Genomic DNA, 16,454 nt, shown 5'->3' with positions numbered 1-16,454 from the left:
TGAAGAAATAACTGGATATAAATAAGGCGTTATTGTACATACTATATTTAAAACATAGAAAGAAAGAGAGTATTCAATGTATAAGAAATTTGGTATGATAGCTAAATGAGATAAAGTGAAATTTTTCAAAAAAGAGAAGAATATAGCTATCTCGTTTTATGTTGTAATATGTATGGAAATTATATATTGAAAGAAAAGAGCTAGAAGATGAATAATAAGTTTGTGAAAGGCGCTGCGATTTTAACGATTACAACGTTTCTATCGAAAGTGTTGGGAAGTTTTTTTCAAATCCCATTACAAAATATAGCAGGAGATGAAGTACTAGGGATTTTTCGCCTTGTTTTTCCTGTGTATATGATAGCTTTAACTTTATCAGTAGCGGGAGTACCGCTAGCTATATCAAAATTAATCGCTGAACTTCATGAGAAGAATGACGAGAACGGAATTGCCAAACTATTTACTTCAGCATCTATTATTGGAGTAATATTTGGAGTGCTTGGATTTTCAGTTATTATGATTGGATCAAGTATGTTTGCAAATATGCTTGGTGGACAAGATACAAGACTTCCATTAATCGTAACTTCGTTTGCGTTATTAATCGCACCATATATGGCGGTATATCGAGGATATTTCCAAGGTTTTGGAGATATGATTCCTACCGGGGTGTCACAAGTAATTGAGCAGTTCATTCGTGTTTTCTTTATGTTAGCAATTGCATTTTTATTTGTATATTGGAATAAAGAGAGTGATGTTGTAACAGGCGGCGCAATGATTGGTTCTTGCCTTGGAGTAATTACGTCACTTATCTATTTGAGAATGAAGTATGTAAAAAGTATATATCGTTATAAAAGTAATACATATTCACTACAAGATTTTAAAGATAATGCAAAAAAGATACTTCAGGTCTCGATTCCAATTGCAGTTGGAGCATTATCGATGCCGGTGTTAAATTTAGTTGATTCTGTAACGATTCCACATATGTTGCATGAATCCACTACAACGATTCAAGAACAATTTGGTATATATAGTCGTGGATTTGCGTTTACACAATTAATTGTCGTGTTTGCAAGTGCGATGGTATTTCCGTTAATCCCGTTGTTAACTGCTGCATTAACAAAGAAAGATAGAGTGTTAGCAAAACAAACAATTGAACGGACAAATGAGCTTGCTCATGTTTTAACAACGCCGATAACAATCTGGCTCATGGCACTTACAATCCCGTTAAATGTTGGATTGTTTACAGATGCGAAAGGGAGCGGAATGTTAGCTATTTTAATTGGTAGTTCGTATTTTACGTCACTTATGGTATTATCAATAGGAATTTTGCAAGGAATTAACCGTTCTAAGCAAGCGGCGTGGATAGTTGTTGGAGCGAGTTTTGTAAAAGTCATATTAAATATAGTACTTGTAAGTCAATTTGGCATAACTGGTGCGGCTTATAGTACACTTATCATATATATCATGATTTGTATCGTAAACTATATATACATTCGAAAAGAATTGGCTTATTCGATTCACATGGGGAGATTTTTTGCTGTAATTGGGGTATCTAGTATAGTAGGTATAGGATTATATTTCACATCTACTTTCATAAATGTGGTAGATTCTAGACTTATTGCAATAATATATAGTGGTTTAGCGTTTTGTGTGGCCTTGTTCATATATGGCATATGCGCATTAAAGTTGAACTGGATATCCAAAAAGCAAATCCCATTTTTACGTAAGTAAATGAGTCCATAAATGAGTATGGCTATTTGTATGTTTGTGAAAGAAATCAATTTAAAGTTATCCAACTTTTCTTATTAAAGAGTTGATAGCGATTTGTTGAATGACAAAAAGTTGATTGCGAAATGTTGGAGGAGATTAAGAGTGCGGTTAGTTTTATCAGGATATTATGGTTTTTATAATGTTGGGGACGAAGCAATTTTGCAATCAATTATTAAAGCGCTACATGAAGAGGATCCTACTCTTGAGCTTGTTGTACTTTCGAATGACCCCGACTATACAAGAAAAATGTACGGTGTAGAGGCAGTAAATCGCTGGGACATAAGAGCAATTTATAAGGAAATAAAGAGAAGTAATGGCTTAATTAGCGGAGGAGGAAGCCTCCTTCAAGATAAAACGAGTATTAAAAGTATTTTGTACTATACGGGTATTATGCGAATTGCTCGTTTTTTGAAGAAGCCGTATTATATTTATGCGCAAGGAATTGGTCCAATTACGAAAAGACAAAATCGTTTATTAGTGAAATGGCAAGTATCAAAAGCGGAATATATATCAGTTCGTGATGAAGATTCATTTTTGTATTTAAAAGAAATTGGTATTAAGAAGGATATCGAACTAGTTCCAGATCCAGTATTGGCATGTCAACCAGAAGGAATGAAGTCGGAGTGGTTGCAAAAACATGCGATTCAAGGGAAAGTAATTGCAGTTAGTGTGAGGTATTGGGACGCGAAAGAAGATTATATGAAGAAGCTAGCAGATACGCTGAAAAAATTTAAGCGTGATGGATACCATATTTTATTCGTACCAATGCATGGACCATTTGATCAAAATGCATCACGCGATATTATTAATTTAATGGGAGAAGAAGCTCATATGCTTCCGTATAAGCTCGATATTCATGAGAAAATTTCAATTTTGTCGGAATGTTCGCTTCTAATCGGTATGAGACTTCATGCGCTCATACTATCTGCGGTTGCTAATATTCCTATGGTCGGTATTTCATATGATCCAAAGATCGATTCATTTTTACAACAAGTAAATCAGCCGATTATCGGAAACGTAGATGGTGATTGGACGTCTGAAACTTTGTATAATGTCGCAACGAAGCAATTAGAACAAAAAGAATATGTACAAGAAACATTGGAACAAAGAGTAGAAGAATTACGAGAGCAAATTTCAACAGCGTCTCGATACATCATAAGTGACTTGAATTCAAAAGAGTTCAAAAAAAGAGGAATGGGATCTTAATTTAAGAGGACATCCTCTTTTTTATTTTTTGAAAAAAGAAAATGTCGAAAGAAAAAATAAATTTGTAGAAAAATGTCGAATTACGTAAGTGATTGTAAACGTATGCTCATAAAAAAAGAAGTTTGAGAGATAAGATGTATGTTTAAAAATCTTAACATTAATATATATTGAATGTTGGTATTTAGCGTTTTATTTAGTAAATGATAAAAAATAGGTATGGTAATTTTGGAAAATCTGATGGTAATAAAAATGTCGAATCATAGAAAAATAAGTTGTCGATTAATGTCGCAATATCTCTATAGTTAGATGTTGTAATTGGAAAGCTTTTTCTGTTATAGTTGTAAATGGTTATAAGAAGTTTGTTATAAATGTAATTCTGACGCGTTTTTCTATTCATTTGAAATATTCTGATTTTTAGATCTGGATCCTTTAAAATGAAAGTCGAAAAAACGATCGTTTCGAATTGTGAAAATTCACTTTTTTGTCGAATTTAAGGTTTTAAATTAGATGAAAAGAGTGTATGATTTCTTTATGATTCTTTAATACGGGATATTCTATTATTCTGTACAAGGAATACTTTAACCACATTTATATCTACTAGTTTCAAAAATAAATAGAATATCTATTTAAAACAGTATGGAACTAGTATTACATTCCTAAGGAGGAAATATATAAAATGGCAAAGACTAACTCTTACAAAAAAGTAATCGCTGGCACAATGACAGCAGCAATGGTAGCAGGTGTTGTTTCTCCAGTAGCAGCAGCAGGAAAAACATTCCCAGACGTTCCAGCTGATCACTGGGGAATTGATTCTATTAACTACTTAGCAGAAAAAGGTGCAGTTACAGGTAACGACAAAGGAATGTTCGAGCCTGGAAAAGAAATCACTCGTGCAGAAGCAGCTACAATGATGGCTCAAATCTTAAACTTACCATTCGATAAAGATGCTAAACCATCATTCGGTGATTCTCAAGGCCAATGGTATACTCCATTCATCGCAGCTGTAGAAAAAGCTGGCGTTGTTAAGGGTAAAGGCGACGGCAAATTCGATCCAAGCGGAAAAATCGACCGCGTTTCTATGGCATCTCTTCTTGTAGAAGCTTACAAATTAGATACTAAAGTAAACGGTCCTCTAGAAACTAAATTCGATGATTTAAAAGATAGCTGGGGTAAAGATAAAGCTAACATCCTAGTTGAATTAGGAATCTCTGTAGGTACTGGCGACAAATGGGAGCCAAATAAATCTGTAACGAAAGCAGAAGCAGCTCAATTTATTGCTATGACTGACAAGCAGTTCGGTACAGAAGCAGCAAAAGTTGAATCTGCAAAAGCTGTTACAACTCAAAAAGTAGAAGTTAAATTCAGCAAAGCTGTTGAAAAATTAACTAAAGAAGATATCAAAGTAACTAACAAAGCTAACAACGATAAAGTACTAGTTAAAGAGGTAACTTTATCAGAAGATAAAAAATCTGCTACAGTTGAATTATATAGTAACTTAGCAGCTAAACAAACTTACACTGTAGATGTAAACAAAGTTGGTAAAACAGAAGTAGCTGTAGGTTCTTTAGAAGCAAAAACAATCGAAATGGCTGACCAAACAGTTGTAGCTGATGAGCCAACAGCATTACAATTCACAGTTAAAGATGAAAACGGTACTGAAGTTGTTTCACCGGAGGGTATTGAATTTGTAACTCCAGCTGCAGAAAAAATTAATGCAAAAGGTGAAATCACTTTAGCAAAAGGTACTTCAACTACTGTAAAAGCTGTTTATAAAAAAGACGGTAAAGTAGTAGCTGAAAGTAAAGAAGTAAAAGTTTCTGCTGAAGGTGCTGCAGTAGCTTCAATCTCTAACTGGACAGTTGCAGAACAAAATAAAGCTGACTTTACTTCTAAAGATTTCAAACAAAACAATAAAGTTTACGAAGGCGACAACGCTTACGTTCAAGTAGAATTGAAAGATCAATTTAACGCAGTAACAACTGGAAAAGTTGAATATGAGTCGTTAAACACAGAAGTTGCTGTAGTAGATAAAGCTACTGGTAAAGTAACTGTATTATCTGCAGGAAAAGCACCAGTAAAAGTAACTGTAAAAGATTCAAAAGGTAAAGAACTTGTTTCAAAAACAGTTGAAATTGAAGCTTTCGCTCAAAAAGCAATGAAAGAAATTAAATTAGAAAAAACTAACGTAGCGCTTTCTACAAAAGATGTAACAGATTTAAAAGTAAAAGCTCCAGTACTAGATCAATACGGTAAAGAGTTTACAGCTCCTGTAACAGTGAAAGTACTTGATAAAGATGGTAAAGAATTAAAAGAACAAAAATTAGAAGCTAAATATGTGAACAAAGAATTAGTTCTGAATGCAGCAGGTCAAGAAGCTGGTAATTATAAAGTTGTATTAACTGCAAAATCTGGTGAAAAAGAAGCAAAAGCTACATTAGCTCTAGAATTAAAAGCTCCAGGTGCATTCTCTAAATTTGAAGTTCGTGGTTTAGAAAAAGAATTAGATAAATATGTTACTGAGGAAAACCAAAAGAATGCAATGACTGTTTCAGTTCTTCCTGTAGATGCAAATGGATTAGTATTAAAAGGTGCAGAAGCAGCTGAACTAAAAGTAACAACAACAAACAAAGAAGGTAAAGAAGTAGACGCAACTGATGCACAAGTTACTGTACAAAATAACAGTGTAATTACTGTTGGTCAAGGTGCAAAAGCTGGTGAAACTTATAAAGTAACAGTTGTACTAGATGGCAAATTAATCACAACTCATTCATTCAAAGTTGTTGATACAGCACCAACTGCTAAAGAATTAGCAGTAGAATTTACAAGCACATCTCTTAAAGAAGTAGCTCCAAAAGCTGATTTAAAAGCTGCACTTTTAAATATCTTATCTGTTGATGGTGTACCTGCAACTACAGCAAAAGCAACAGTTTCTAATGTAGAATTTGTTTCTGCTGACACAAATGTTGTAGCTGAAAATGGTACAGTTGGTGCAAAAGGTGCAACATCTATCTATGTGAAAAACCTGACAGTTGTAAAAGATGGAAAAGAGCAAAAAGTAGAATTTGATAAAGCTGTACAAGTTGCAGTTTCTATTAAAGAAGCAAAACCTGCAACAAAATAATTAAAAATCATTTAATCAATGATTAATATAAGCCTATGAGAAAATAGACAAAAGTCTATGAGTATCATAGGCTTTTTATTTTGCTCTTCTTTCCTGTACATTTGAGATTGAAAGGAGTAGCCTTATTGAGAAACAAATCAAAAGCGCTTTCAAAAACAGAAGAATACCTCATTAATATGTAAATTTTTTGTAAATTAACACCTTTTTCTGTTAAAAAAACATTCGAAAAGAAGAAAATAATGTCGAAATGAAATAGTTTCAGTCGAATGTAGTCTGAAAATTGTATTTATTGTAAAAAATATTTAGGTGATGAAGTGGAAATATGTGCTATAATTCCAATTGTGTATTCGATATGAAAAATATACGAAGCGCATTGAGAGTGGTTTATAGGAAAACAGTTTATTCATTTCTATATTTAAGTATTATCAATATCCTAATAGCACGATTAAAAGACTGAATTATCAGAATGTGTCGAATCTTCTTTTGAGAAAGTTCTTGATAACGAATGGTTTTGTATAGTATGATGAACTTGTTTCAGAAAATGGTATTTAAACCTTATATTTACATCTAACGGTTTGTATCATTTTTTATGTGAACTACTTTTCATTATAGTGTTTTTGTTTATGTTTTTATTGTTTTATGGCTTTTCTAACTAGCTAGTTTTCAAATTTAATATGATGTGAAACTAGTAGCATATTCCTGAAGGAGGAAATTTATAAAATGGCAAAGACTAACTCTTACAAAAAAGTAATCGCAGGTACAATGACAGCAGCAATGGTAGCAGGTGTTGTATCTCCAGTAGCAGCAGCAGGTAAATCATTCCCAGACGTTCCAGCTGGACATTGGGCAGAAGAATCTATTAACTACTTAGTAGATAAAGGTGCAATTGTAGGTAAGCCAGACGGTACATATGGTCCAACCGAATCAATCGATCGTGCTTCTGCGGCTGTAATCTTCACTAAAATTTTAAATTTACCAGTTGATGAAAATGCTCAATCTTCTTTCAAAGATGCTAAAAATCTTTGGTCTTCAAAATATATTGCAGCAGTTGAAAAAGCTGGTGTCGTTAAAGGTGATGGAAAAGAAAACTTCTATCCAGATGGAAAGATTGATCGTGCTTCATTTGCTTCTATGTTAGTAAGTGCTTATAACTTAAAAGATAAAGTTAATGGCGAGTTAGTTACGACATTTGAAGATTTATTAGATCATTGGGGTGAAGAAAAAGCAAACATCCTAATTAACCTTGGAATTTCTGTAGGTACTGGTGGTAAATGGGAGCCGAATAAATCTGTATCTCGTGCAGAAGCAGCTCAATTTATCGCATTAACAGATAAAAAATATGGTAAAAAAGATAATGCACAAGCATATGTAACTGATGTGAAAGTTTCTGAACCAACGAAATTAACATTAACAGGAACTGGCTTAGATAAGCTTGCTGCTGAAGATGTAACTCTTGAAGGAGACAAAGCTGTTGCGATTGAAGCAAGTGCTGACGGTAATTCTGCAGTTGTAACACTTGGTGGTAAAGTAGCTCCAAATAAAAATCTTACTGTAAAAGTTAAAAATCAATCATTCGTAACGAAATTTGTATACGAAGTTAAAAAATTAGCAGTAGAAAAACTTACATTTGATGATGATCGTGCTGGTCAAGCAGTTGCTTTCAAATTAAACGATGAAAAAGGTAACGCTGATGTTGAATACTTAAACTTAGCAGACCATGACGTCAAATTTGTAGCAAATAACTTAGACGGTTCATCAGCAAACATCTTTGAAGGTGGAGTAGCTACTTCTACTACAGGTAAACTAGCTGTTGGCATTAAACCAGCTGACTACAAAGTAGAAGTACAAGTTACAAAACGCGGTGGTTTAACAGTTTCTAACACTGGTATTATTACAGTGAAAAACCTTGATACACCAGCTTCTGCAATCAAAAATGCTGTATTTGCATTAGATGCTGATAATGATGGTGTTGTAAACTACGGTAGCAAACTTTCTGGTAAAGACTTTGCTTTAAATAGCCAAAACTTAGTTGTTGGTGAAAAAGCATCTCTTAATAAATTAGTTGCTACAATTGCTGGAGAAGATAAAGTAGTTGATCCAGGATCAATTAGCATTAAGTCTTCAAACCACGGTATTATTTCTGTAGTAAATAACTATATTACTGCTGAGGCTGCTGGTGAGGCAACACTTACTATTAAAGTAGGTGACGCAACGAAAGATGTTAAATTTAAAGTAACGACTGATTCTCGTAAATTAGCATCAGTAAAAGCTAACCCAGATAAATTACAAGTTGTTCAAAATAAAAAATTACCTGTTACATTTGTAACAACTGACCAATATGGCGATCCATTTGGTGCTAACACAGCTGCAATTAAAGAAGTTCTTCCGAAAACTGGTGTAGTTGCAGAAGGTGGATTAGATGTAGTAACGACTGACTCTGGTTCAATTGGTACGAAAACACTTGATGTTACAGGTAACGAAGTAGGCGAAGGTACAGTTCACTTCCAAAACGGTAACGGTGCTACTTTAGGCTCATTATATGTGAATGTAACAGAAGGAAACGTTGCATTTAAAAACTTTGAACTTGTATCTAAAGTAGGTCAATACGGTGCATCACCTGATACAAAACTTGATCTTAATATTTCTGACACAGTTGCATATCAATTATCTAAGTACACTTCAGATCGCGTATACTCTGATCCTGAAAACTTAGAAGGTTATGAAGTTGAGTCTAAAAATCTAGCAGTAGCTACAGCTAAAATTGATGGAAATAAAGTTGTTGTTAAAGGTTTAAAACCAGGTAAAGTTGATATCCACTTAACGAAAAATGGTGCAACTGCTGGTAAAGCAACTATCGAAATCGTTCAAGAGACAATTGCTATTAAATCTGTAAACTTTAAACCAGTTCAAACAGAAAACTTCGTTGAGAAGAAAATCAACATCGGTACTGTATTAGAGCTTGAGAAGAGTAACCTTGATGATATCGTAAAAGGTATTAACTTAACGAAAGATACACAACATAAAGTACGTGTTGTAAAATCTGGTGACGAGCAAGGTAAACTTTACTTAGATAGAAACGGCGATGCTGTATTTAACGCTGGCGATGTAAATCTTGGTTATGTAACAGTATCTCAAACAAGTGATTCTGCACTTCCAAACTTTAAGGCAGACCTTTACGATACTTTAACTACTAAGTACACTGACAAAGGTACATTAGTATTCAAAGTATTAGGTGAGAAAGATGTTCTAACAAGCGAAATCGCTTCACAAGCTGTACACGTGAACGTTCTTAACAACCCAAATCTATAAGTCGATTATAGATAAAGTGAAAAATCAGCGGGGATTCATCTCCGCTGATTTTTTAATAGAAAGAAGGCTCTTGTATTTTTACAAGAGCCTTCTTTCTATTTCTTAAATTTAAACATATCCCCACTCAAATTCGAATCACTATACACGAACAATACCATGTTAATGTTGTTGTCTTGAATGTATTGATATACATCTTTTTCGTGATAGTGACGCAGGTCGAGGATAGATGTGTGTTTGAAACTTTGTGCTAAGTGTGGCACGATTGCGTTTGCGAATGAGTCTTTTAGGACTAGGGCGCGTACTTCATTTTGTGCATTGTTATTTTCGATGACGATTTCTGGATAGTCATCTGTGTAATAACCTGCGTATGATGTTGTATCTTTTTGTTTTTCTACGCCGTATATTTCATCTAAGTTTTGGTGAACGGTACCTTGCATATCTTTTGTGGTTACGCTTGTGAAGTTGAAACCGTCTTTCGGTGTGTAGTAGCATAATTTTTCACCATTGGCATCGATGAGTTGGTATAGTTGGTTGTTAAAACTTCCAACTAAATGTTTATTTTGCGCACATGTCCGAGTGTAGTCTTCTTTTTTTATTTCTTTTCCTTTATATATAGAAGATTGTTGCCCGATTGTGTTCATTATATATTGGTAACCTAAGAAGGCACCGTCCATATTCCAATGATGATCTGTTTTGAAATACATGTCCTGTATTTCTTCGTTTGTATAGTTCTGTTTAAAGTGTTCCATCAGTTTTATTGGCTTTACGTCTGCTGGAAGCTTCTTTAGAAAGTAATTTAAATTTTCCTCTGCATATGTGTGAATATGAGAAGGTAATTTAAATGATAATGCATTCGTTTTTGACGGTGGTAAAGCAAAGTAAAACTCAACGTTTTGTTCTTTTAAAAACTGCGACAAATCGTTTATAGCAGGCATGGATTGGTCAATTTCATTATATTTTTTTGTCCACGCCGGGTTTTTCAGGAGCCATTTATCATCAGTTAAAATAATGTCGTTAATGAGAGATTTGCCCATATTAATTTGAGCAATTGTATAGTTTTTAATAAGCTCATCTCGTCCGATTAGTTGATCATTTGTGTATGTTTCGACATCTTTAAAGAAGCTACCAGTTAGGAGAGCTTCTTTCGTAAGTGCTGGTTTTTGAGCGAGCGGCCGATTTTCAACTGGTGAAATGTCTCGGTCTGTTTTGAGTAACGATAATATGCCAAATGAAAAGATAATGGTGAGAAAACCGATAAACAGGATGAGGTTCCCCAATTTTTTCATAATAACGTTTCCTTCCTACATCAGTTAAAACCTGAAATAAATAAATGGATTATATGTTGAGTTAATCAAGTACATAACCGAAATCATAAATAATGTTAGTAATAGTATAGGACGTACAAATTGCATTGTGAACATATACGTTTTTGGCGCAAGTTCTAGTATGTTTTTCATTCTTTTTAAAATTGGTGTCGCTGCGATAAAAGCAATGAGAAATACGATAATGTATTCATGTACGTATAACATCGTATTGTCATCGATGAAAGATTGGCCGCTTATGCCGAACATCGCTTTTAAATATTGGAACGAGTAAGCGAAATTGTCAGCTCGGAAGAACACCCAACCAATCATAACGATTAGTAATACGTATGCATGTTGCAGCGGCTTCCATAGTTTGTTTAATATTTTTTCGAATCCAGCTTTTTCAATTGAAATAATAAAGCCGTAATATAAGCCCCAGGCGATAAATGTCCAGCTCGCCCCGTGCCATAAACCAGTTAACCCCCATACGATGAAGAGGTTACGATAATTCGCTAGTTTTGAAACGCGGTTTCCACCGAGCGGGATATATATGTAATCGCGGAACCAAGAGCCGAGTGTAATATGCCATCTTCTCCAAAACTCTGAAATAGATTTAGAGATGTACGGATAGTTGAAGTTTTTCGGGAAATCAAAGCCGAACATTTTTCCAAGTCCGATTGCCATATCAGAGTACCCTGAGAAATCGAAATAAATTTGCAGGGTATAGGCGATAATACCAATCCATGCCGTTCCAACACTCATTTCAGATGGTGGTAAGGCAAAGATTTTATCAGCGACGAATCCAACTTGGTTAGCGATTAATATCTTTTTTGCTAGTCCGAGAACGAAAATTTGAATACCTTCTGTGAATCGTTCAAAAGAATGGATGCGCGTTTTAATTTGCTCAGCGACGATATTGTAACGAACAATTGGTCCGGCAATAAGCTGAGGGAAAATAGAGATATATAGCGCTAAGTTAAGTGGATTTTTTTGAACATCCCCATCTTTACGGTATATATCGATGACATAGGACATCGCTTGGAATGTATAAAATGAAATTCCAATTGGTAGTGGAATAGGTTCCACATGAATAGATAAGTGCAAGACGTTGTTTAAAATGTCTGTGAAAAATGAAATATACTTAAAATAAGAAAGTAATAGTATATTTCCGACTACAGCCATAATTAAAAATGTGACTTTCATATTTTTTCGTTTATCATAATGATGCACGAGTAGGCCGAAGCAGTAGTTTAATACGATGGAAAAGAGCATTAAAAGAACGAAACGTGGTTCGCCCCATGCATAGAAAATTAAACTAAATGCAAGTAATACGAAGTTACGTAGCTCGGCACGCACTATAAAATAGAGAAATAATACGAGAGGTAAAAAGATAAATAAGAAAATCGAACTACTAAATACCAAAGGACTCTCCTCACTTTTTCGAAATACATTTCGTAAAAAAACGACATATCTATTATATATTCTTTTTTATAATAGTGCCTTTAATATTTTAGCATGTTAATAATTCGATTAAAATAATTATTCTATATAATAGAAGAAAAGCGGTATGGAATCCTTTTGACACCCACTATCTGGATAAGATAAGATGAATAAGGTGTGATTTGTTTAGAAGGGAAGAGATGGTGTGTTATTTAACTCGTTTGAGTTTATTTTTTTATTTTTACCGATAGCATTTCTTTTGTATTTTTTATTGAATAAATTTGGACAAACTACTTTAGCGAAAGCTTGGCTTGTGGCAGCATCTTTATTTTTCTATAGTTATTGGAACATAAAGTATTTGCCGCTTATGTTAGTATCGCTCATTGTGAACTACTTTATCGGAATGAGGCTCGTGAAGCATAAGAGTAAACTTCTTTTAACAGTAGGCTTACTATTTAATATCGGAATGCTTAGTTATTTCAAGTACTATGATTTCTTTTTGCAAAATGTAAATTCGTTATTTGGAACTCATTTTACATTATTATCATTAACGTTACCGCTTGCGATTAGTTTCTATACATTCCAAAAGATTGCGTTTTTAGTAGATACATATCGCGGGGAAACGGAGGCATGTCATTTTCTTGATTACGCTCTGTTTGTAACATTTTTCCCGCAACTTATTGCAGGACCAATTGTACACCATGCGCAAATTATGCCGCAATTTGCGGATCGTAGTAAAAAGCGTTGGCAATCAAATTATATCGTTCTCGGTATTTTTGTATTTGCCATCGGTATTTTCAAGAAAGTAGGGATTGCAGACGTTTTATCTCCTGTCGTACGGGAAGGGTTTGATGTACAGCAGTCGCTAACCTTTGTTGAAGCGTGGCTTTCATCATTAGCGTTTACATTTCAGTTATACTTTGATTTCAGTGGATATAGCGATATGGCAATTGGAATTGCGTTAATGTTCAACATTAAATTGCCTCAAAACTTTAACTCACCGTATAAAGCGGTGAGTATACAAGACTTTTGGCATCGTTGGCATATGACATTAAGCCAGTTTTTAACGAAATATGTGTATATTTCTCTTGGAGGAAATCGAAAAGGTATTACGCGTACATACGTCAATATTATGATTGTCTTCTTAATAAGTGGACTTTGGCATGGGGCTGGTTGGACATTTATTTTCTGGGGATTTCTGCACGGATTAGCTTCTGTCGTTCATCGTTTGTGGAACAAAGCAGGAGGGTGCATGCCGGCCTGGGCGGGATGGCTCGTGACGTTTTTCTTCATTAATATAACGTGGGTATTCTTTAGAGCAACATCGATGCATGATGCGGTGAAAGTGTTAAAAGGAATGTTTGGATTTAATGGATTCGAACTAGCCAATAGCGTATTCCCGGTATTTGTTATTGAGAAGCTACAATTTTTAAAAGGGTACGGTGTTTCATTTACTGAAGCATACCATGTTTCATTATTAAATACGGAAATAGTAGCGTATATTTTCGGAGCATTATGTATTAGTTTCTTCTTAAAAAATTCAATTCAATTAAAAGACTCATTCCGTCCGACAGTATGGACGGCGTTATTTACTGCAATATTACTTGTGTATAGTGTATTGCATTTAACGAGTATTAGTGAGTTTTTATACTTTAATTTCTAGGTGGAGAATATGAAAAACAAACAGTGGCTTATTTTCGTTTTTGTATGTGTTTTTGTTCCACTTGCAGGTGTTGGAATATTTAATGGCTATGCAGATTCACTTTGGTTATTCTCTCATAAAAATAAGTGGAATAATGTTCAGTTTGGGTTTAATGAGAGACAACAAAAAACGAATTATATAACATATCGTCCGTTTACTTATGATGGCGTTATACTTGGAAGTAGTAGAACAACGTTTATCAATGAAAATGATTTTACTGGATTAAACGCATTTAATTATGCGGTAAGTAGTACAGATCCGCGTGAGTACGATGCGTACATTGAATATGCAAAAGAGAGAAAAGGTAGTGAATTATCTTCTATTGTGATTGGTTTAGATTTCCTTGGAACGAACAAAAATAGAGAAATCGGTTTTGAAAAGCCAGAAGTATATATTAATGAGGCACAAAGCTTACTATATCCAATTAAATCGTATGTGAGTATGGATGGGATTACATATTCCCGAAATACAATTCAAAACTCCATTCATCACAATAAGACTATTGATGTATATAATCGCGATAACATAAAATCGATGCGTGAGTATACGAAAGAAGAGCGTGACACACAAATTGCCGCGCAAGTAGATAAATTTAGTAGAGAGATTTATGGCGGGAATTATGAGTATCAAAATATGAAGGAAATATTAGGAACTGTAAAATCTCATAATCCGAATACAAAGTTTTATATTTTTACAACTCCTGTTTCAGAGCCATTGTTCCGTGCGATGATTCAATCAGGGCGTTGGGAAGATTATAAAAGGTGGCTCCATGATGCTGTCGATGTATTTGGAGAAGTGCATCATTTCATGTATTTAAATTCAGTAACAAAGAACTTAGATAATTATATGGATGGACATCATTTCAGGCCAGAAGTCGGAAAGATAATTGCACATAAAGTTGTAAATGAAGAAGATCGTAATGTGCCGAAAGATTTTGGTATTGTTATTACGAAGGATAATATTGATGAGGTGCTGGAGCAGATTCATGCATCGCTTCAATAGAAAGAAATAGTTTTGTTTCAAAGATCGAATCGTAATGTGATTCGATCTTTTTTTAGTAGTCCACAAAAAATTTAATTAAGCGAGAAAAAGCAATTATGACTGGAGTAGAAAGAAGCAGCATCCAAATAGATGCTGCTTCTTTCTATTCTATTTCTAAATCAACAATTAAGTAGGCAAGTATAACGATGAAAAAAATGCTAACAGATGGCGCTGTTAATACGTGACCAGACATAAAGCCAATGCCAAGTGATAGGATGAGTGTACTAGATAATAGCATATATTTTACAGTTATAATTTTCTTAAAGTTTGTGATCATACGGATGAATAGTTTAATACCGAAGTATAGAAGTGGTATTAAGTAAATAAGGAAACCGATAATTCCAAAGGCGAAAAATAGGTCATGGAAGTCCATTTCAATTAATTTAATTTTAACTGTGTAGTTACCAGCGTAACCCATTCCAAAAAGTTTTTGTGAGAGCGGTGCTTCTTTATAGTATTGTTTGTATACTTTTAAGAATTTGTCCCGATCACTATAAATTAAACTCTTCACTTCAGAGTCTGTTAGTTCACCTTTTGCGTGTTTTTTTGCATCCTCTGGATTTTCTTTAATTACTTTTCCTTCTTTTTTATCCTGTTCTTCTTGTACTGATTTTTTGTATTCGTATATTTGCATGTGGATTCCCATATTTTTTGCGATAGGAGTATGCGGTGTAAGAACAATTAAACCTCCTAGTACAACTGCTGCAACGATGGTGTTTACAAGATATGTGAATCCTTTTTTTTCTTTTTTACGGTTTATCATATATTCAATGAACGAGAAGAAAAGTGCTACGCCTAATGTTAGCACAATTGCACCATATCCAACTTTTGTTCCGACCATAATACTTGCATACATCGCAAGTATTGTTGGGATCCAGTAATATATTTTCGAGAAAGAAGTTGTTTTATAAATCGAATATAAGACAACGATTGGGAACATAATCGCGAAGAGAGCACTTAAATCATTTCCAGCAAAGAACCAACCTCTTGAGCCAATTTTTGAGTGAGGATAGCTTGGGAAATCAGTGCCAGTTTGCATTGCGATAATCATTGTGATGCTTAAAATTAAAGTTGCATATAAGAAATATGTAATGATTTTATGAAACACATATTCTTTATTTTTTAGCTCTTTAAAGACGATAATATATCCAAACAGTAGCACAATTGGATATATGCTCTTTAAAATAAATTTAACTTCTTCTCCAAATGAAACTGGAGATTTAACCATCATATTATTTACAAGACCGATTGCCAGTGCAATTCCGAGTAAACATAAATAGAGAATGTACTTTTTCGCGCCTTGTTGTTTATGATGAAGAAGTAGATAACCTAATGCAAGAAGCATAAAGGCGAAACGGACTACGATTCCGACTGTTGCGCTCATGTGTAATATATAGATTGAAAAAGACGTTAATAAATCTAAAATTGGTTGAAACACGATGAATAGCAGTAGGAAATGCGGGAAGTAGTTATCCGTCTGTTTTAACTTAGTAACCATATGTTCCTCCATTTCTTCATTCCTTTATTTCAGCACCCCTCTATATAATAGGAAGGGGAATGAATT

The 16,454-nt window shown here is 34.1% G+C and carries 9 protein-coding genes; 6 read left to right on the top strand and 3 right to left on the bottom strand.

Annotation, left to right across the window (positions count from 1 at the left end; translation table 11 throughout):
• Nucleotides 1–207: 207 nt before the first annotated feature.
• The 4 genes from QCI73_RS22930 (at nucleotide 208) to ea1 (ending at nucleotide 9,403) form a co-directional block, all read left to right on the top strand.
• Complete coding sequence (locus QCI73_RS22930; RefSeq protein WP_327924290.1) at nucleotides 208–1,728, top strand: putative polysaccharide biosynthesis protein; 1,521 nt, start codon at nucleotides 208–210, stop codon at nucleotides 1,726–1,728.
• Between the two features lie 141 nt (nucleotides 1,729–1,869).
• Nucleotides 1,870–2,973, top strand: a complete 1,104-nt coding sequence (gene csaB / locus QCI73_RS22925; protein WP_001241608.1) for a polysaccharide pyruvyl transferase CsaB — start codon at nucleotides 1,870–1,872, stop codon at nucleotides 2,971–2,973.
• 676 nt (nucleotides 2,974–3,649) lie between these two features.
• Entirely contained in the window at nucleotides 3,650–6,094 is a 2,445-nt protein-coding gene (sap, locus tag QCI73_RS22920) for an S-layer protein Sap (protein WP_353823821.1), read from the top strand.
• Between the two features lie 720 nt (nucleotides 6,095–6,814).
• Nucleotides 6,815–9,403, top strand: a complete 2,589-nt coding sequence (gene ea1, locus QCI73_RS22915) for an S-layer protein EA1 (RefSeq protein WP_353823820.1) — start codon at nucleotides 6,815–6,817, stop codon at nucleotides 9,401–9,403.
• Nucleotides 9,404–9,498: 95 nt separating this feature from the next.
• On the opposite strand, the gene patB1 is transcribed toward ea1, so the two are convergent.
• Both patB1 and QCI73_RS22905 read right to left on the bottom strand, forming a co-directional pair.
• Nucleotides 9,499–10,689: a secondary cell wall polysaccharide O-acetyltransferase PatB1 gene (patB1, locus tag QCI73_RS22910; protein WP_262725249.1), complete on the bottom strand. Its 1,191-nt coding sequence runs from the start codon at nucleotides 10,687–10,689 to the stop codon at nucleotides 9,499–9,501.
• A gap of 24 nt (nucleotides 10,690–10,713) precedes the next feature.
• Nucleotides 10,714–12,129 (bottom strand): MBOAT family O-acyltransferase, encoded by a 1,416-nt coding sequence (locus tag QCI73_RS22905; protein WP_000232141.1) that lies wholly within the window; start codon nucleotides 12,127–12,129, stop codon nucleotides 10,714–10,716.
• Between the two features lie 223 nt (nucleotides 12,130–12,352).
• Here QCI73_RS22905 and QCI73_RS22900 point away from each other — a divergent pair, with 223 nt between their 5' ends.
• Together QCI73_RS22900 and QCI73_RS22895 are read left to right on the top strand one after the other, a co-directional pair.
• Nucleotides 12,353–13,810, top strand: coding sequence for an MBOAT family O-acyltransferase (locus QCI73_RS22900; RefSeq protein WP_000898519.1), 1,458 nt, complete (start codon nucleotides 12,353–12,355; stop codon nucleotides 13,808–13,810).
• Nucleotides 13,811–13,819: 9 nt separating this feature from the next.
• Nucleotides 13,820–14,851 carry a hypothetical protein gene (locus QCI73_RS22895; RefSeq protein ID WP_327924283.1) on the top strand — a complete coding sequence of 344 codons (1,032 nt, stop codon included), beginning with the start codon at nucleotides 13,820–13,822 and terminating at the stop codon, nucleotides 14,849–14,851.
• Nucleotides 14,852–14,993: 142 nt separating this feature from the next.
• Here QCI73_RS22895 and QCI73_RS22890 read toward each other — a convergent pair whose 3' ends face one another.
• Nucleotides 14,994–16,388, bottom strand: a complete 1,395-nt coding sequence (locus tag QCI73_RS22890; RefSeq protein WP_000256702.1) for an O-antigen ligase family protein — start codon at nucleotides 16,386–16,388, stop codon at nucleotides 14,994–14,996.
• Nucleotides 16,389–16,454 lie beyond the last annotated feature (66 nt).

The sequence above is a fragment of the Bacillus cereus group sp. MG16 genome (genome assembly GCF_040459875.1).
GTDB classification, from domain to species: domain Bacteria; phylum Bacillota; class Bacilli; order Bacillales; family Bacillaceae_G; genus Bacillus_A; species Bacillus_A paranthracis.
This window is presented reverse-complemented; position numbering and strand designations above follow the sequence as displayed.